14 protein-coding genes and 1 other RNA gene are annotated in these 19386 nt (G+C 44.0%); 12 read left to right on the top strand and 3 right to left on the bottom strand.

What is annotated here, in order from left to right:
• Positions 1-14: 14 nt before the first annotated feature.
• The 8 genes from tpiA (at position 15) to BUA17_RS28865 (ending at position 9874) form a co-directional block, all read left to right on the top strand.
• On the top strand, positions 15-767 hold the full coding sequence (gene tpiA / locus BUA17_RS28830) for a triose-phosphate isomerase (protein WP_063566490.1): 753 nt from the start codon (positions 15-17) through the stop codon (positions 765-767).
• Positions 767-2311 carry a 2,3-bisphosphoglycerate-independent phosphoglycerate mutase gene (gene gpmI, locus BUA17_RS28835; protein ID WP_072735761.1) on the top strand — a complete coding sequence of 515 codons (1545 nt, stop codon included), beginning with the start codon at positions 767-769 and terminating at the stop codon, positions 2309-2311. Before tpiA ends, gpmI begins: the two co-directional genes overlap by 1 nt.
• Before the next feature lie 240 nt (positions 2312-2551).
• Positions 2552-3838, top strand: coding sequence for a phosphopyruvate hydratase (eno, locus tag BUA17_RS28840; protein WP_063566488.1), 1287 nt, complete (start codon positions 2552-2554; stop codon positions 3836-3838).
• Positions 3839-4058: 220 nt separating this feature from the next.
• The gene (gene secG, locus BUA17_RS28845) at positions 4059-4292 is read left to right on the top strand and encodes a preprotein translocase subunit SecG (RefSeq protein WP_024629498.1); all 234 of its coding nucleotides are present in this window, start codon (positions 4059-4061) and stop codon (positions 4290-4292) included.
• 451 nt (positions 4293-4743) lie between these two features.
• A complete protein-coding gene (gene rnr, locus BUA17_RS28850; protein ID WP_072735762.1) occupies positions 4744-7521 on the top strand; it encodes a ribonuclease R in 2778 nt (925 codons plus the stop codon).
• A 180-nt stretch (positions 7522-7701) separates the two neighbouring features.
• Positions 7702-8184 (top strand): SsrA-binding protein SmpB, encoded by a 483-nt coding sequence (gene smpB / locus BUA17_RS28855; RefSeq protein WP_072735763.1) that lies wholly within the window; start codon positions 7702-7704, stop codon positions 8182-8184.
• Between the two features lie 657 nt (positions 8185-8841).
• Positions 8842-9206, top strand: a transfer-messenger RNA (tmRNA) gene (gene ssrA / locus BUA17_RS28860).
• Between the two features lie 290 nt (positions 9207-9496).
• Positions 9497-9874, top strand: coding sequence for a hypothetical protein (locus tag BUA17_RS28865; RefSeq protein ID WP_244552246.1), 378 nt, complete (start codon positions 9497-9499; stop codon positions 9872-9874).
• A gap of 662 nt (positions 9875-10536) precedes the next feature.
• Here the strand turns inward: BUA17_RS28865 and BUA17_RS28875 are convergent.
• Together BUA17_RS28875 and BUA17_RS28880 are read right to left on the bottom strand one after the other, a co-directional pair.
• Positions 10537-11466 carry a nucleoside hydrolase gene (locus tag BUA17_RS28875; RefSeq protein ID WP_072735766.1) on the bottom strand — a complete coding sequence of 310 codons (930 nt, stop codon included), beginning with the start codon at positions 11464-11466 and terminating at the stop codon, positions 10537-10539.
• A 23-nt stretch (positions 11467-11489) separates the two neighbouring features.
• A complete protein-coding gene (locus tag BUA17_RS28880) occupies positions 11490-12671 on the bottom strand; it encodes a NupC/NupG family nucleoside CNT transporter (RefSeq protein ID WP_072735767.1) in 1182 nt (393 codons plus the stop codon).
• A gap of 327 nt (positions 12672-12998) precedes the next feature.
• Between BUA17_RS28880 and BUA17_RS28885 the strand changes: the two genes are divergently transcribed.
• Positions 12999-14093, top strand: a complete 1095-nt coding sequence (locus BUA17_RS28885; protein ID WP_072735768.1) for a carbohydrate kinase — start codon at positions 12999-13001, stop codon at positions 14091-14093.
• 325 nt (positions 14094-14418) lie between these two features.
• Here the strand turns inward: BUA17_RS28885 and BUA17_RS28890 are convergent, their stop codons facing one another.
• Positions 14419-15141, bottom strand: coding sequence for a hypothetical protein (locus BUA17_RS28890; protein ID WP_083584903.1), 723 nt, complete (start codon positions 15139-15141; stop codon positions 14419-14421).
• Positions 15142-15342: 201 nt separating this feature from the next.
• Between BUA17_RS28890 and BUA17_RS28895 the strand changes: the two genes are divergently transcribed.
• From BUA17_RS28895 to BUA17_RS28905, 3 genes are all read left to right on the top strand, one after another.
• Complete coding sequence (locus tag BUA17_RS28895; protein ID WP_072735769.1) at positions 15343-16596, top strand: mechanosensitive ion channel family protein; 1254 nt, start codon at positions 15343-15345, stop codon at positions 16594-16596.
• A 226-nt stretch (positions 16597-16822) separates the two neighbouring features.
• A complete protein-coding gene (locus tag BUA17_RS28900; RefSeq protein WP_072735770.1) occupies positions 16823-18073 on the top strand; it encodes a macrolide family glycosyltransferase in 1251 nt (416 codons plus the stop codon).
• A 167-nt stretch (positions 18074-18240) separates the two neighbouring features.
• On the top strand, positions 18241-19095 hold the full coding sequence (locus BUA17_RS28905) for an aldo/keto reductase (protein ID WP_072735771.1): 855 nt from the start codon (positions 18241-18243) through the stop codon (positions 19093-19095).
• The last annotated feature ends 291 nt before the right edge of the window (positions 19096-19386 follow it).

A 19386-nucleotide genomic window follows, 5' to 3' on the forward strand; every position in this document is an offset into this window, starting at 1 on the left:
AGGAGTTGAAAACCATGAGAACACCGATTATCGCAGGTAACTGGAAAATGTTCAAAACGGTTTCCGAATCCAATGACTTCATTCAGGAAGTTAAAGGAAAAGCGGAAGTTGAAGGCGTAGAGACTGTTATTTGCGCACCGTTTACGAATCTGCCATCCCTGGTAGAAGCCGTTAAAGGCACAAACATCAAAATTGGTGCACAAAATCTTCATTTTGAAGACAACGGTGCATTCACAGGTGAAATCAGCGGCGTGATGCTGAAAGACCTGGGTGTGGATTACGTCATTATTGGTCACTCGGAGCGCCGTCAATATTTTGCGGAAACCGATGAGACTGTCAATAAAAAGTTGCATGCAGCATTCCGTCACGGATTGACTCCAATCTTTTGTCTTGGTGAGACGCTTGAAGAGCGCGAAGCTGATCAAACGAAAGACGTGTGCAAAGTGCAAACGGAAGCTGCTTTTGCAGGTCTGTCCGCAGATCAGGCAGCACAAGTGGTTATCGCTTATGAGCCAATCTGGGCGATTGGTACAGGCAAATCCTCCACTTCCCAAGATGCGAATGAAGTTATTGCTTACATTCGTACGCTGGTGAAGGATCTGTACGACCAAAAGGTAGCAGATGCAGTTCGTATTCAATACGGCGGCAGTGTTAAACCTGAGAACGTAACAGAATACCTCGGACAAAGCGACATCGACGGCGCGCTTGTTGGCGGTGCCAGCTTGCAGCCGGCTTCGTTCATCGCGCTTGTTGAGGGGGCGAAGTAATGACAGCTCCAAAACCTGTAGCACTGATCATTATGGACGGCTTTGGTCTTCGTAACACGGTGGAAGGCAACGCGGTAGCGCAAGCCAAGAAACCGAACTATGACCGTTTTATGAGCCAATTCCCACACACAACTCTCACTGCTTGCGGTGAAGCGGTAGGTTTGCCTGAAGGGCAAATGGGGAACTCCGAGGTAGGTCACCTGAATATTGGTGCCGGCCGGATCGTATACCAGGATTTGACTCGTATCTCCAAATCGATTCGTGACGGTGAATTTTACGACAATGAGACACTCGTTAAAGCTGTTCGCGAAGCGAAACAAAGCGGTAAAAAGCTTCACTTGTATGGTTTGTTGTCCGATGGCGGCGTACATAGTCACATCGACCACTTGTTCGCTATGCTGGATCTCGCCAAAAAAGAAGGAATGAATGACGTATACATTCATGCTTTCATGGATGGCCGTGATGTTATGCCAGATAGCGGTAAAGAGTTCATGCAGAAGCTGATTGCCAAAATCGAGGAAGTCGGTGTAGGACAAATCGCAACGGTTCAAGGTCGCTACTATGCGATGGACCGTGACAAACGTTGGGAACGTGTTGAGAAATCATATCGTGCCATCGTTTATGGTGATGGACCAAAATACACTGATCCACTCAAAGCAGTTGAAGAATCGTATGAAAAATCCGTATTTGACGAATTCGTTGAACCAACGGTTATCGTTAAAGCGGATGGCCAGCCGGTAGGTTTGGTGGAGAGCGGCGATTCCGTCATTTTCCTCAACTTCCGTCCTGACCGTGCGATCCAACTGTCGCAAGTATTCACGAACCAGGATTTCCGTGGTTTCGACCGCGGTCCGAAGTTCCCTGTGGGCTTGCACTTCGTGTGCCTGACCTTGTTCAGCGAGACCGTTGAAGGTTATGTGGCTTACTCGCCTAAAAACCTCGACAACACGCTGGGTGAAGTTCTGGTACAGAACAACAAGAAACAATTACGTATTGCAGAAACCGAGAAATACCCGCACGTAACCTTCTTCTTCAGCGGCGGCCGTGATGTTGAGCTTCCGGGCGAAACACGTGTGCTGATCAACTCACCAAAAGTTGCAACGTACGACTTGCAGCCGGAGATGAGCGCGTATGAAGTAGCTGACGCATGTGTTCGTGAGATTGAAGCAGACAAACATGACGCCATCATTCTGAACTTCGCTAACCCTGATATGGTTGGACACTCCGGCATGCTGGAGCCTACCATTAAGGCAGTAGAAGTAACAGACGAATGCATGGGCCGTGTTGTGGATGCAGTTCTCGCTAAAGGCGGCGTTGTGCTGATTACTGCGGATCATGGTAACGCGGATATGGTGTTCGATGAGCAAGGACGTCCGTTCACTGCTCACACAACGAACCCGGTTCCACTCATCGTTACAGATGCTAACGTTACCCTGCGTGAAGGCGGAATCCTCGCGGATATCGCTCCAACGATTCTTGACCTGATGCAATTGCCTAAACCGGCTGAAATGACAGGTACATCTGTCATCGCTACCGGTAAATAATATAATTTTAATAGGTTATTGAATAAGGCCTAAGTTGAACCTTAACGAAGCGGGCAGAACCGATCTGTAGAAGCGAAGCGTTCGCCTTTATCACATGATTTCAACTTATAAAAACAATTTCAAAGAAATCAGGGGATAACAGCGATCGGAAGACGGTACTGCATGCGGAGTGGCCTGGTGAAACTCAACTATTCTGAACGTATTAAAATAAAATTCCAAATTAAAAGGAGATTATCACTCATGACTATTATTTCTGACGTGTACGCTCGCGAAGTCCTCGACTCCCGCGGTAACCCTACAGTTGAAGTTGAAGTATACCTGGAGTCCGGCGCAATCGGACGCGCAATCGTTCCATCTGGTGCATCTACTGGTGCCCACGAAGCTGTTGAGCTTCGCGATGGCGACAAATCCCGTTACCTGGGTAAAGGCGTTCTGCAAGCTGTTAAAAACGTAAACGAAACAATCGCTCCAGAAGTAATCGGTATGGATGCATTGGATCAACTGGGTATCGACAAATTGATGATTACTTTGGATGGTACGCCAAACAAAGGTAAACTGGGTGCTAACGCAATCCTGGCTGTATCCATGGCTGTAGCTCGCGCAGCTGCTGACGCTTTGGATCTACCATTGTACGTTTACCTGGGCGGATTCAACGCTAAAGTACTGCCAGTACCAATGATGAACATCATCAATGGTGGTGAGCATGCTGACAACAACATCGATGTTCAAGAGTTCATGGTTCTTCCAGTTGGAGCACCAAGCTTCAAAGAAGCTCTTCGCGTAGGTGCGGAAATCTTCCACAACCTGAAATCCGTACTAAGCTCCAAAGGCCTGAACACAGCTGTTGGTGACGAAGGCGGCTTCGCACCGAACCTTGGTTCTAACGAAGAAGCAATCACTACAATCATCGAAGCGATTGAAAAAGCAGGTTACAAACCAGGCGTTGACGTATTCCTGGGTATGGACGTAGCTTCCACTGAGTTCTACAAAGATGGTAAGTACACACTTGCTGGCGAAGGTAAATCTTACACTTCCGCTGAGTATGTTGACCTTCTGGCTTCATGGGTTGAGAAATACCCAATCATCACAATCGAAGACGGTATGTCCGAAGATGACTGGGATGGTTGGAAATTGCTCACTGAGAAATTGGGAGACAAAGTACAACTCGTTGGTGATGACCTGTTCGTAACGAACACAGAGCGTCTGGGTAGAGGTATCGAACAAGGTATCGGTAACTCCATCCTGATCAAAGTTAACCAAATCGGTACATTGACTGAAACATTCGATGCAATCGAAATGGCTAAACGTGCAGGATACACTGCTGTAATCTCTCACCGTTCCGGTGAGTCCGAAGACAGCACAATCGCTGACATCGCTGTTGCAACAAACGCGGGTCAAATTAAAACGGGTGCTCCTTCCCGTACAGACCGTATCGCGAAGTACAACCAATTGCTCCGCATCGAGGATCAACTGGGCGAACTGGCTCAATACAATGGTCTCAAAGGTTTCTACAACCTCAAAAAATAAGTTGTCTTACGACAACTCATGGGCAAGCCGGGTAACCGGCTTGTCTTTTTTATTAAGTTGATTTTAATTACTAAAGAAGATTAAAAGGGTTGAAAATGTTGGCTATATCTCAGTAATTGAGGAAATGCCACTACTTGTATCACGTTAATAGCTGTGTTACAATTAAAGTAACTGTTTTTATGGTGAGATGTTATGCCCACATGGGTAGGAGGTGGAAAGAATGGATATTGCTTTGAAATTGCTGCTCGTGGTGTTTTCGATCGGTCTAATCACTGTAGTATTGCTGCAGCACGGGAAAAGCGCTGGTTTGGCGGGTGCCATCTCCGGTGGTGCGGAACATCTTTTCGGTAAAACGAAAGCGCGCGGACTGGATCTTTTCCTGCAACGTGCAACAGTTGTACTGGGTGCAGGATTCTTCATTTTGTCTATCATCGTTACTGTTGTCTCCAAGTAAGAGTTGGAGTGCCTTATGTAACGCGATAGTTTCGAGCAGGAACGCTTGAATGATTAACCTTCGTTTCGAGAAGAAACGGAGGTTTTTTAATAAATTCATTCATGACCAGTCTTTTCCAATGAACTACATGATTCTGATCTTCGATTTCTTCTCACTTCCGTTCGGTAACCTTCCTACATATTCGCCCTGTTCTGGGCCGATTCTTTTCTGTCTTTTCGAGAGCAAAACACATGTAGCATAAATGCTGTTATGATGCATGAAAGCGCGGTTATGCAAGGGGCCATGCATGCTTGGTTTATTTTGCAGGGTACGGATGCGCCGGATTGAATTCGTGTATACTAGGGTATGAGATAGTGAGGCCTGAGTTAATTGGTTTTTCTATTTGTAAGGTTTCTGATACATAGAGAGATGAGACAAGATTACACTTTTATGTTTCCCGAGGTGAATATTAATGATAACAGAACAACAATTGCTCGACTTTATGCGGGATACCGCTTATAAACCGATGACTTATCAGGAACTGGAACAGCACTTCGAGATTGAAGACGCGGCTGATTTCAAAGCCTTTTTAATTATGCTTAATACGTTGGAGGAATCCGGCAAAGTCTTGCTGACTCGCAATAACCGCTACGGCATGCCAGAACGTATGGATTTGGTGCGCGGACGTTTGCAGGCTCATGCGAAGGGGTTTGCTTTCCTCATCCCTGAGGATCGGGAACACCCGGATGTGTACATCCATGCCAATGATATGAAAAGCGCGATGAACGGAGATACGGTATTTGTTAAAGTGACTTCTCAAGGTCCTTCCGGTGGGCGTTTGGAGGGCGAGATTGTCCGTATTGTTACCCGTGCGGTCACGCAAGTGGTCGGTGTATTCCAAAGCCACGAGGTTTATGGCTTCGTCATTCCGGACGATAAGCGGATTAACCGGGATATCTTCATCCCACGGACGAACTTTAATGGAGCTGTTGATGGGCAAAAAGTTGTTGCGAAAATCGTCAGCTATCCAGAGGGCCGGGCAGCAGCAGAAGGTGAAGTGATCGAGATTCTCGGTCATAAGGATGAACCGGGCATTGATATTTTGTCAGTGATCCGTAAACATCAGCTGCCTGAAGCTTTCCCGGATGAAGTGGTGGAAGAATCCGAAAAAGCACCGGATGCCATTACGGAAGAAGAAATTATCCAGCAAGGTCGCCGCGATCTGCGTGGGTTGAATATCGTTACGATTGATGGCGAAGACGCGAAGGATCTCGATGACGCTGTCAATGTGGAGAAACTACCTAACGGTAACTATCGTCTGGGCGTTCATATTGCCGATGTAGGCTATTATGTGCAGGAGAACTCCAAGCTGGACCAGGAAGCGTACAATCGGGGATGCAGCGTGTATCTGGTGGACCGTGTTATTCCGATGCTTCCGCAACGGTTGTCCAACGGGATCTGTAGTTTGAACCCGCAGGTAGACCGCTTGACCCTGTCTTGTGAGATGGAGTTCAACGACCAGATGAAGGTTGTGAAACACGACATTTTCACAAGTGTTATCAAGACCAAAGAGCGGATGACGTATTCCAACGTTCGTAAAATTCTTGAAGGTGAAGAGCCTGAATTGTTGGAGCGTTACAAGGACCTAGTGGATGATTTCCACTTGATGAAAGAGATTGCTTTGAAGCTTCGTGCGATGCGTATGCGCCGCGGTGCGGTTGACTTTGATTTTGAAGAATCCAAAATCATCGTGGATGAAGAATGCAAACCAGTCGATATCGTGAAACGGGAGCGTTCGATTGCGGAGCAAATCATTGAGGAATTCATGCTGGCAGCCAATGAAACGGTAGCAGAGCATTTCCACTGGTTGAAGGTTCCGTTCATTTATCGTGTGCATGAAGATCCAGATCAGGAAAAACTGCAAAATTTTCTCGCCTTTGCGGCGAATTTCGGACACCACGTCAAAGGACGTGGCAACGCGATTCATCCACGGGCGCTTCAATCCCTTCTTGAGGATATCAAAGAAACGAAAGAACAAACCGTTATTAGTACAATGATGCTGCGTTCCATGAAACAGGCCAAGTATGATTCCGAGATGTCCGGTCACTTTGGTCTGGCAGCAGAGTTCTACAGTCACTTCACATCACCGATCCGTCGTTATCCCGACCTCGTCATTCACCGTGTTATTCGGGAAGTGATTGAGAACAATGGAGCTTTGCCTGAGAAACGTCAGGAGTATTTGGCTGGACGTATGGCCGATATTGCGCAACAGTCTTCGGAGCGCGAGCGTGTGGCGGTTGAAGCTGAGCGGGATACAGAGAAAATGAAGAAAGCCGAGTATATGCTTGATAAGGTCGGTGAAGAGTTCGAAGGCATGATCAGCAGTGTTACCAGCTTCGGTATGTTCATTGAACTGGAAAATACGGTAGAAGGTCTGATTCGCCTGAGTGCGCTCACAGACGACTATTACCATTTTGACGATCAACATATGGCTTTGATTGGCGAACGTACCTCCAAAGTCTTCCGCATCGGTGATGAGGTGAAGATTCGAGTGGCGCGTGTGAGCATGGAAGAGTACACGATTGACTTTGAAATGGTTGATATGAAACCTCGCGGCGAACGTCCAGGTAGCTTCAGCGGTGGACGTGGTGGTAAAGGTGGACGTCCTGCTGGTGGCGGAGCACGCGGTGGTGCGAAGAGTGGTTCCGGTGGATTCAGTGGCTCGCGTGGTGGTAAAGGCGCCCCAACTGGTGCTGGAGGCAGCCGTGGGGGCAGATCTGCCGATGAGAGCAGCAAAGGCGGACGTGGCGGTCGTAGCGGAGCTTCGAACACAGCAGGAAGCGCGGGTGGCAAAGGTGGCGGCAAACCGAGAGGTGAGCGTCGTGCTGGAGATATCGGCGGATCAGCGGGTCGGAGCAAGGGAGCGGTAAGCTTTGGTTTTGGCTCGGGCAAAGGTGGTTATAGCTCTACCGCAGGTGGCCAGGAAGGCACTTCAGCTAGTGGACAAGGGAATGCTCTGAACAGCGGCAGCAGTCGCGGTGAAGGTAGCTTCAAATCCGGTAAAGGCGGAGGTAAAGGTGGCAAAGGCGGTAGTGGACGCAAAAACACCTCACCTAGCGGTGTGTTTATCGGAGAAGGAGCTACACCGGGTGGTGTTCAGGAAGGCGGCGCACCACGCCGTAAGCGCAAGAAGAGTAAAGGCGCACCAGCCAACGGAACGGCGGCTTTTGTACGGAAGAAGAAAAAGTAATCGCGTTTCGCTGAGCATGAAATGAGTGTAATGGGAAGGGGCGGCGCAGACCGCCTCTTTCTTGATTTTAACAGCGGTCCTTGCTACAATTAAGGTCTGGCATGTGGTACCTGAGAAAATGTATGGTGCGCTGCTGTAGAGCATAGGTACCGGCTTATTTTACGGAGAAGGAGTGAGGACATGGGCAAGAATGATGGACAGAGTAAAGTGCTTGCACAGAATAAAAAGGCTTCCCATGACTACTTCATTGAAGATACGTATGAAGCGGGCATGGTGCTTACCGGAACGGAGATTAAATCTCTTCGTAACGGCCGTGCGAATATTGGCGATGCTTTTGCCACGATTCGGAACGGTGAGATTCATATTCACAATATGCATATTAGTCCTTTTGAACAAGGGAACCGTCATAATCCAATTGATCCAACACGTACACGCAAACTGCTGATGCATAAAGTGCAGATCCACAAGCTGCTAGGGTTGTCGAAGCAAGAGGGATACAGCATTGTACCGCTGAAGATCTATATTCGTAACGGGTATGCGAAGCTATTGCTCGGACTGGGTAAAGGTAAGAAGCAGTATGATAAACGGGAGTCTGCAGCAAAACGCGATGCACAACGTGATATTCAGCGGGTACTGCGCGAGAAGCAGAAGGTGGCTCGTTGATTGGGTTGCTATGTGTTGGCATGGTAAGTTAGTTAGTGATAAGCGCGTCATGTTAGAAATAAGGATCTCAAGGTTTGCCCGTAATTGGGTGGAGCTTGAGATTTTTTGTTTTGATTAGAGGTTTCTTGTTAAAGGGGAAGCGGTGTAATGAGTTTGGCGCAACACGCTCATTTGCCGTGCGCCAGTCAGATTATTGTGCCGGTTATGATATGAGATACACCAGTTGTTGCCACGTATCCTGTCTATTAAGATGTTAGGTTAGTACAAGTTAAAACTGTATGGTTTATTGGCAAGGTTGATGGAGTAAGTTTGCAGATGGCTGCGTAGTTTGTTCGGATCGTGGGTAAGATAGTTAAGTGGAACTGTTTGTGAATCGTTGGCATTGGGTACTCAACTTTACTTCCCTTGAGGGACGCGGTATAATATGTAGACGCTTGAGCCTCATATGTGTGTTGGTTAAACTTGCACAGTTGCTCAGTCTGCTGGAACGTCTTCCAGCAATCTGTACTATATCGGTGATTGTTCCTGTGTTATGATGTTCTTGTAGCAGACAGGAATGCCGAGTTTGAAAGAAGCATCTTTTTACCTTGGAGGAAAAAGATGTGCAGCACCTTTGCTCCGTATTCACGGATTAATCCTGGAGCCCTTCTTATATGAGGGGGCGTTTATGGATTCGACGGGGATAGTTCGAGCATGGGTAGCGGGTAGTGGGGACGCGTCCGCTTCATCAACGCTAAAGCCTATTAAACGGCAAACAACAAACAAACTACGCTTTCGCAGCCTAAGAAACTGTGTGCGTGCTTCTAACCTGCATCGCCCATGTGACAGGATTAGGGGCTAACAAGTAGTGGGATACGCTGTCACATCTCCGCCTGGGGTGTGCTGAAGAAGACAATCAGGCTGACCCAACGTATAGCCGGTTACAGGGCGATACTCGGGTGACATCAAAACTGTGACTACACCCGTAGAAGCTTATGTGTCGTTATCTTCGGACAGGGGTTCGACTCCCCTCGCCTCCATTAGAGTCAAGTCAAAAGCCATCAACCAGTGTTCTGGTTGGTGGTTTTTCTGTTTATGATATAATAAGCATAAATTTAAATTGGTTTTTTTAAATAAATTTATAGTACATACCTACGCAAAGAGATGGATGATAAAGTCATATCAATCGGGTTAATTCTGATGGGATTCTATAAGAAGTTAATTTTATTGAAGGGAATGTTAAATAAGTGAAAAAAAAGTTTTAGTCATTACTGGCACCATTATATTGTTTATATCACTTATTATTGGAGTATCTATTGCTTGGAAAAGTAATATGGATTTAAAATTTGAAGAGGAAAATGAAATTACTGAAATCAGTCCTAATACATCTAAGGAAACACAAACACTAACTTGGGATTTGATGGGTGATCAAGTAGACCCTGTGAAAGATTATTTTGTTTCAATAGGGTATCCACACATTAAACTTAATGTAAAAAATACAGGAGTACACTCTTTTAGAGTAGAGGTAAAGCACAACATTAAGAATACAGTTATTTTTGATGAGAACGTTACAGCAGGAGCAACAGTAGAATTAGTAAATAATGATCATATGCCGCTCGTTCCTTCAGGTGCCTATACAGTAACTATTTATGGTGGATTAGGATTACCCAAAGGACAAGTTCTTCTTACACAATCAAAGGAACCACTCTAAAAGATTGTGATCCTGTATTTTTAACATACAGATTAATATGTGGATATCCTATCTGTATTGTCCAATCACCATTAGGGTCAGCAGTAGTGTTTTTTAATAAATCCAATTCGAAGTTTTTATTTTGGATTGCATAAGGAGTAAATACATTATCCTCAGTCCCTACCTCAGATAATGCATTTTCATTTGCTGTTTGATGGCATTAGCTTTAAAAGTTCTGTATCTAATGGATATAACCTTGTATTGTTTGATGCTAATGTTTGTAAATATACAAGTGAAGAATCAGATGTTTTGTTATGTGAAGAGGTGAAGTACAGTATTCGCGGAATTAATGAGGATGTGGTATTTGACGAACAAGATTTTGAGGAGTATTAATTGTATTACGGGGCGATACTCGGGTGACATCAAAACTGTGACTACACCCGTAGAAGCTTATGTGTCGTTATCTTCGGACAGGGGTTCGACTCCCCTCGCCTCCATTAGAGTAAGTAAAAACCATCAACCAGTTGTTCTGGTTGGTGGTTTTTCAGTTTTTAATATAATAACCTTAACAATAATAAAAACGGAGGTGGTCAAGACGTTTGGAGATCGAAAACAGCTCCAGGAAATTTTAAAAAAAGTAAATCAACATGCACGAAGCAAACCAAAGGTGCTATCACTAGATTCTAGTATTTTTTAAGTGCGTCAATCATTAGTTTCCAAAAACCGTCTACATCAAGTTCTAAACCAAACTTAGCATTAACTTTTCTACCAGTAACCCCGTGCAGATCAACAAGGGTTGTTCCCGCGGTATACTCACCTTTCGTTTCCACGACAATATTCACATCTTTAGTCTTGAACAATTCTGGTGCCACACAATAGGCCACAGTTAAGACATCGTGTACCGGTGCCCCATCAAAATCGAACATTTCTTTATAGGTCGATGCAAAAAATACTAGTAGTTCGCCCACTATTTTAGCGACATGGTTATCGATTTTATTTACTTCGTCGATGACTTCTTTGGTCGCCAAGGCTTGATGTGTAATATCCAGTCCCATTACTACGGTTGGAATACCGCTATCAAAAACTTTTTTTGCGGCTTCTGGATCAGCCCAAATATTAAACTCAGCAGTTGGTGTCCAGTTGCCGATAGTTCCGCCGCCCATGAGTACAATTTCATCAATATTGCTTTTTATTTCCGGTGCTTTTGTTAATGCTAACGCAATATTGGTTAACGGTCCTGTTGGAAGAAGGGTAACTGGCTCTGTCGACTCTTTTACAAGTCTAATAATGGTATCAACGCCATGTTCTTCGCTCCAGCTGCGGGAAGGTTCAGGAAACTTAGGACCATCCAAGCCTGACTCCCCATGAATGCCAGGAGCATTTTCACGTAATCGGACCAAAGGCTCACTGGCACCTTTTGAAACCACAACATCATTTAACGAAATCAAATCACAAATTTGTAAAGCATTTTGAGTCGTTTTTTCAATTTCTGCATTTCCGGAAACTGTTGTAATCGCTAGAATCTCCAATTCCGGTTGTGCAGCAGCTAAAATAATCGCAATGGCGTCATCATGTCCTGGATCACAATCCATAATCACTTTTCTTGTTGTCATTATATTTCACCTCTACATTTTATTTACATGACAAGTCCCATCATTGTGCCTGAAATAACAGATGCTAATGTTGAACCTAACAGCAATTTAAGAGCAAACTTCGCAACATGGTCTCCTTGCTTGTCGCTGATCGATTTGATTGATCCGGAGATGATGCCTAGCGTTCCGAAATTTGCGAAACTAACTAAATAAACAGATATAATAGCGACCGTTTTCGAGGAGAATTGGTTCGACATATCACCAAAGCTCAACATAGCAACAAATTCATTCGTAATCAGTTTGGTAGCCATAATTCCGCCTGCTTGTACAGCTTCTGTCCACGGAACTCCCATTAAGAAGGCGATTGGCGCAAAAATATAACCAATTACCGTAACGAATGAAACGTGTAATGCGCTTTGGAAAATCACATTGACCAGCTCCATCAGGGAGATAAATCCGAGCAGCATGGCACCAACAATAATGGCGATTTTAAAACCATCGATTACGCTTTCCCCAACCATTCGGAAGAATGGTAGCCGTTCTTTTTCCTCAATTTCAACTAAGTCCTCATCCTCATCCAGATCATATGGATTAATTATATTGGCAACGATAAGAGCGCTGAAAATATTCAATACAACAGCCGTTACAACAAACTTGGGCTCCAGCATATTGGCGTATGCTCCAACCATCGCCATGCTTATTGCACTCATTGCAGATGTACAAATCGTATATAATCTTTCTTTGGACAGATGAGGGATTTGTTTGAGAATGGTTAAAAATACTTCCGGTTGTCCAAGTGCAGATGTAGATATGGCAAAATAACTTTCAAGTCTGCCCATTCCCGTTATTTTGCTTAGAAACAGACCTAAATATTTAATGAGGAAAGGCAATACTTTGATATAATTCAGAATTCCAATCAATACAGACATGAACACAAGAGGCATTAACACGCCAAGGAAAAACGGGACTTGACCTTCATTCGCCAAGCCGCCAAATACAAACTGTATTCCCGCATTGGCAATCCCCATCAGCTTTTCAAACAACAAGCCCACTTTTGTAATCGCAATGATCCCTATACTCGTGTTCATCATAGAGTAAACCAAAAGGATCTGTATGACCAACATGATCAGAACACAGTTGTATTTTATTTTTTTGCGATTGTTGCTTACTGCAAAACCAATAATAAAAACAAGAAGAAGGCCAGTTAGTAAGAAAACAAAATTCATGTATATCTCCTCCATGTTAATGCCAATGTCTCATGCAAGATTGACTTGTCTGTCCACAAGATAATTAACAGCCAATGTACACCTCCTAATAATTATAAACAAATGTTTATATATAAAACATATGTTTAGTATACGCTTTCATTTTATTGTGTCAATACACAAAATTAAATCATGATGCTAGAGATCCATAACAATCCATAACAAATGGCTAAATTTCGCATGGCACGACTGCATGAATTCATTTGAAGGTAATTTTAGTTGTATAATGAATACGACAGACAAACACGCGGTTGTATTGAGGAATATAAGAAGAAATGAGGTTACTTCGTGGATAAAGAAAAACAAATTTTAGACTATATAAAAATGAATCCTTATATATCTCAACAAGAGTTATCCGCTAAGGTTGGTTTATCCCGTCCGACGGTTGCCAATTATATTGCCAGCTTGACCAGACGCGGTGAAATCAAGGGACGGGCTTATATTTTACGGGAAGACTCGTCGGTTGTTTGTATTGGAGGGGCCAACATAGACAAGAAAGCGCGATCCAATCAGATGATCAGTTATTCTTCATCCAATCCGGTAAAAATCAATGAATCCTGCGGCGGCGCAGCACGCAACGTTGCTGAAAATTTAAGTCGGCTCAATTGTAATACTTCCATTATGACTTGTGTTGGAGACGATAAAGAAGGCGACTGGATCCTAAATGAAATAAAGAGCCAAGGTGTTGATGTTAGTCAAGTTTGGGTGTTGCCAACTGAACGGACGGGGATTTTCATCACTCTTCTGGATCCAACCGGTGAGAGCGTGGTCTCGATGGATGATATGCAAATATATGAAAAAATGACGACGTCCATGTTTGAGGAGAAGTGGTCCTACATCGTTTCCTCGCAAGCCGTTTTTATGGATACGAATATTCCTAAGGAATGTATCAGCTATATCATTAAACGTTGTGCCGATGAACATATTCCTTTGTACATAGATCCTACATCTGCAGCCAAGGCGCAAAAACTTCCATTTCGTCTCGACGGAGTAGAACTGTTGCTCCCCAACCGAGTTGAAGCAGAGGTGCTTGCCGACATGAGAATTGACTCAATTGAGGATTGCCAGATCGCGTGTGAAAAAATAAGAGAACGTGGCGTTAAACAAGTAATGATTACGCTTGGCGATCAGGGGGCGTATTATTCTTCCTCGGAGGAATCTGGACATTTACCTGCTATCCAGACGGATATTGTGGATACCACAGGGGTTGGTGACGCGTTTTCTTCTTGTGCCATATATGGAATCATGAACAATGAATCGCTTCATAGCGCGTGCCAGCTGGGACTTGCCGGTGCTGTTCTTACCCTTCAAACGGAAGAATCGATTTGCACATCTTTAAAACCTGAAAAAATACATGAAGTCGTACAGGTATATTCACGATAATATTTACTTCTTCGCTACATTAAATGGGCGATGTCTATGGCGAGTCAAATAGGACCATGCTTTTAACCATAACTATGTAGGCGATCCCCATGCCTCCACCAAACTTTGAAAAAAGCGACCGTATTAGGTCGCTTTTTTGCTTTTCCGTAATCTGTCGGGGATGGTGAAATCGTGTGGTTGAGGCAACATCAAATAAACTGGCATCTATAAGGTCAAAAAAGGGCCAATCCCAAGTGACCTCTTGCACAGGTATGAGGTGAACGAGTGCGGCAGTGCAATCTACGCAAAGATTCCATCGTCAATGACAGTAAATCTTTTAATAGTATTAATTATTAAAAAGTGGTTCCGTTCGAAGCAAATAGTTACCCCTTACCTCTGCAGCCCAATAAGCAAAGACCTCTCTCCATTGAACACTGTTAAAGAAATCGTCTACGGATTGGTTGTCGGAATCCCAGTCAACAAATATGTTGAGAGGTGTGATTCCTCCAGCCCAAATTCCATTACTGACGTCCGTTCCCTTCTCTCTCACTAATAAGATTGGAATGCCGAATTGAAAGGCCATGGCAGGCTCAATTTGAGAAAAGGTCGATCCTTCCCAGAACGGAGTGGTCGTTGGGGGCTCTCCTACATTGGATTCAAGAATTTGAACAAAAAATCTGCGGAAGTTGATCGCGAGCAGACCATAGCTTGAAAAAACCAGGCGTCGTATATTCGTTAGAATGTTTTCCGGGTATTGTTCACTAACGGGCAATGTGCGGGGAAAGAGCAATGCATCTTCAATTTCCCTAATCAGACGGTTCAAAAATTGCTCTTGCGGGCCATTTACCGTGTTGGTTGTACTCAAAAATATAGGAATACGAAAAGCACGGTCTACACATGCATCGATAGCGGATGTTTTGTCCTTTTCATTATGAATGGCCTTATTTGGATTTAAGGAAGAGGTTCTTAAATTACCGCGGACGGGAGGAAGCTCCGTTACCATGCTTACGGGGGAAAGCTTTTTCATGGCAATAGGCTGAGTCTTAGCCTTATTTTTTGTATTACTCAATGTTCACATCTCCAATGCAAGAGTCTGGTTTATATTTAGCCCAGTCTATGCACATTAGCCCATTTATGTGACGTGATACTCATGAGCGGGGGCAAGTACCCTTTACCCATCAACCGATTACTGTATTATTTTGAAATTTTACTTCGTACTAGAATGTAATTTATAATAATAAGTTAATATAAACCGCGTCAGGAGGATACAATGGACTTTATCAAAAATCAACTAGACGGAACTGGCATGAGTGAACAAACCATTGGATATCTTTCGAATTTGATCATGGTGGTATTTATAGCTGTGGTCTCCATACTGGCCAATTTTATAGCCAAAAAAATCGTACTGAAGATTATTATCCAAATCATCAACAACAATCGGTACACGTGGGATAAAATCATTGTGGAGAAAAAAGTGTTCCACAACCTCTCGCATCTGGTACCGGCAATTATCATTTATTATTCTGCGTATGTCTTCCCGTCCTATCAAGCTTTGATTGAAAAAGCAGCTTTAACTTATATGATCGTCATAACCATCACGGTATTAAATGCGCTGCTTAATGCCTTTGATACCATATATCGTTCCTATGAAGTCTCCAAGATCAGACCCATTAAGGGATACATTCAGGTAGCCAAGATCATTCTTTTCATCATTGGAGGCATTATCGTCATCTCGAGCCTCATTGGTCAGAATCCGTTGATTATTCTCAGTGGACTCGGCGCTTTATCTGCCGTTCTGATGCTCGTCTTCAAGGACTCCATATTGGGACTGGTGGCAGGCGTGCAATTATCATCGAATGACATGGTGCGTGTCGGTGACTGGATTGAAATGCCCAAATATAATGCAGACGGCGACGTCATCGATATTACATTAAACACGGTGAAGGTTATGAATTTCGATAAAACGATCACGATGATTCCGAGCTACGCGCTCATCTCGGATTCTTTCAAAAATTGGAGAGGCATGCAGGTATCCGGTGGTAGAAGGATTAAGCGAAGCGTCTATATCGATACAAGCAGCATAAGCTTCTGCACCAAGGAAATGATTGGGGAATTTCAGAAGATCCACTATCTTACGGACTATCTCGAGACAAAATTAAATGAAATTAACGAATACAATATGGAACATCACATTAATACGGAAAGTATTGTGAATGGTAGACAGCTTACGAATGTGGGTGTATTCAGAGAATATATCCATCAATATTTGAGGAATCATCCGAAAATTCATAAGGATATGACATTGATTGTGAGACAGTTAGCGCCGGGAGATAACGGACTACCTCTTGAAATCTATGCATTCAGCAATGATATCACCTGGGGTGTGTATGAATCGGTTCAAGCGGATATTTTTGACCACATCTTCGCGGTTGCGCCGACATTTGGCCTTCGTGCCTTCCAAAATCCAACAGGACATGATATCGTGCAACTAAAAGAAAGCCCCCAATATTCGAGAGGATATTGAGATCTGTTATTTACCTGATCCAAAATGAATATGAACAGAGAGAGCACCGTAAAGGTGCTTTTTTTGTTCAAAAAGTGACATATACACTATTTACAAAATTGGAAATAATTAATAGTATATTCATATGGGCATGATTTCCAGATTTTATTTTACACGTATCGTATCTTGAAGCTAGAAATAAAATGTCCCGCTTTGAAGATTGGAAAATTTAATGGAGGTGAATTTCGTGGCACGTGTATTAGTTGTAATGATGCCTGCAGAAGGGCATATCAATCCGACGCTCGGAATAATTAAGGAACTGATAGAGAACGGAGATGAAGTCGTCTACTGTTGTACGGAAAAATATCGGACGAAGATTGAAGCGTTAGGCGCACAATTTAAAGCGTACTCCTTCAACGAGGCAAGCCTGCTCAACAACCCAGATATGAAGCCATTTGAAATCAAGCACCCTTACCAATTTTTATATATGGTTTTGAAAAAAATTATTCAGCGGTTTATTCCGGATGTTCTGAATCTGATCGAAAATGAAACCTACGATTATTTAATTTTTGACTCCATAATAGGCTGGGGAGGACAAATTTTAGGTGAAAAGCTGGGTATACCAGCGGTATGCTCAACCACAACTTTTGTTTTTGTGGAGCCTCTCGGATCAGGTAATCAAAATCAACTGAAGGATGACGATGAGGAGGTTAAGGAGCTATATAACAGCATCATCGAGATGTCCCAGCAACTAGCTTCTCAGTTCAATGTAGCTGTTCCTTCTCTAGCGGATCTTTCAGGGCACCCAGGACAACTGAAGATTGTTTATACAAGCCGTTATTTTCAACCCATGGGGGACAAGCTGGATGACAGCTTTGTGTTCACTGGGCCATCTATTACACCCCGCAAGGATGCACCATCCTTTGCAAAGGAATCTCTGCAAGCCGTTTATAAACAGGCGGTTTATATTTCGATGGGAACCATTTTAAATAAAGATCTTGATTTTTATAAGCTGTGCTTTACGGCTTTTGGTGATTTGCCTGTGCAGTTTATATTGTCTTCAGGGAAGGATACTGATTTGGAGCCCATTGCTGATCTTATTCCTGACAACTTCATCATCAGACCCTATCTCCCACAATTGGAAGTGCTGCAGGGTGTAGATGCTTTTCTGACACATGCGGGCATGAACAGTGCAAGTGAAGCTTTGTATTATAATGTACCGTTGGTTATGCTCCCGTTAACCTCGGATCAGCCACGTGTAGCAGGCCGGGTGCAGGAGCTCGGAGCAGGTGTCATCGTGGATAAAAATAACCTTACACCTGACGTACTGAGAACCGCGGTGTTAGAAGTGCTCGGTAATGCCTCCTACAAGGAACATGCTGAGGTTATTGGGAAAACGTTACGCGATGCTGGTGGGTACAAGCAAGCTGCTATCGCCATTCAGAACTTTATGGGCCAGCGGTCGTTATCGGCCACGCCCATCTCTTCGCTTGAATAAAGAGGCGACTTGCCTCTATTAAAATTAGACGAGAAAGCCACCACCCCGTTAACGGGGTGGTGGCTTATATTTGATTCATCCGCGTATGGAGGGGTAGAATAAACGGAGAGGGCATATCACCTTTTCCATATCGTTTTAGTATATCTTTCGCAAAGGAGAGTTTACAGATGAATCATACAATTCCGGAATATATGTTGAATGATGGCTTAAAGGTACCTGCCATTGGCTTTGGTACCTATAGCTTAAAAGGAGAAAAAGGTGTTAAATCCATAGCGTCCGCGATGGATGCAGGTTACCGACTAATTGATACAGCGTATAACTATGAGAACGAGGCGACTGTTGGGAAGGCCATTAAACAGAGCTCCGTTTCCAGAGAAGACCTGCTCATTTCATCTAAACTGCCAGGGCGTTACCATGCCTTTGAAAAGGCGATTGTAGCCATCCAAGAATCTCTATACAGAGCAGATCTTGATTATTATGATCTATATCTGATTCACTGGCCAAATCCCAAGCAGGATATGTATGTGGAAGCGTGGCAGGCACTCATTGAGGCGAAGAAACGCGGATATATCCGTTCAATCGGAGTTAGCAATTTCCTTCCGGAACACAATGAACGCCTGATTAAGGAGACCGGAGTAGCGCCAAGTCTGAATCAGATTGAACTGCATCCATTCTTTGATCAAGCGGATCAGCGGGAGAAGGATTCGCAGCATGGCATTGTTAACGAATCGTGGAGTCCGATTGGTCGTGGCAATGATGCTGTACAAGATATCGTAAAAGATGAGCAGATCCTTCGTATTGCCGAGGCTCATGGCAAAACGGGTACGCAGGTTATTTTGCGCTGGCATACCCAGCTTGGGTCAATTCCGATCCCTAAAGCAGGCTCGCTTCAACACCAGCAAGAGAATATCGATATTTTTGATTTCGAGCTGAGCGAGAAGGAAATGGAAGTCATTTCTTCTTATAATCGTAAAGATGGACGGTTGTGGAATCAGGACCCGAGTGAATACGAAGAATTTTAAAAGGCTTATCATAAAAAGTTCGATTCACCTTACGGTGGGTAGAATGGTATAAAATAAATATGGCCTCCTAATCTACAGGAATGTAAATTAGGAGGCTTTTTGATGTATTTTTTTACAAACGTTTCATCACTTTCATGCTCACCGTTCAATCTGGATATATGATCTTGATCTCTTGCATTCATGTGCAAATCCTGCGCTGCACAAGGAAATATCAAATTTTGGATATGTCGGCAAGAATGGAGGATAGCCAATATAGCGGGCAAACGGTAACTTTATGGAGAGCGATGAGAG

Source organism: Paenibacillus sp. ov031, assembly GCF_900143165.1.
GTDB lineage: Bacteria > Bacillota > Bacilli > Paenibacillales > Paenibacillaceae > Paenibacillus > Paenibacillus marchantiae.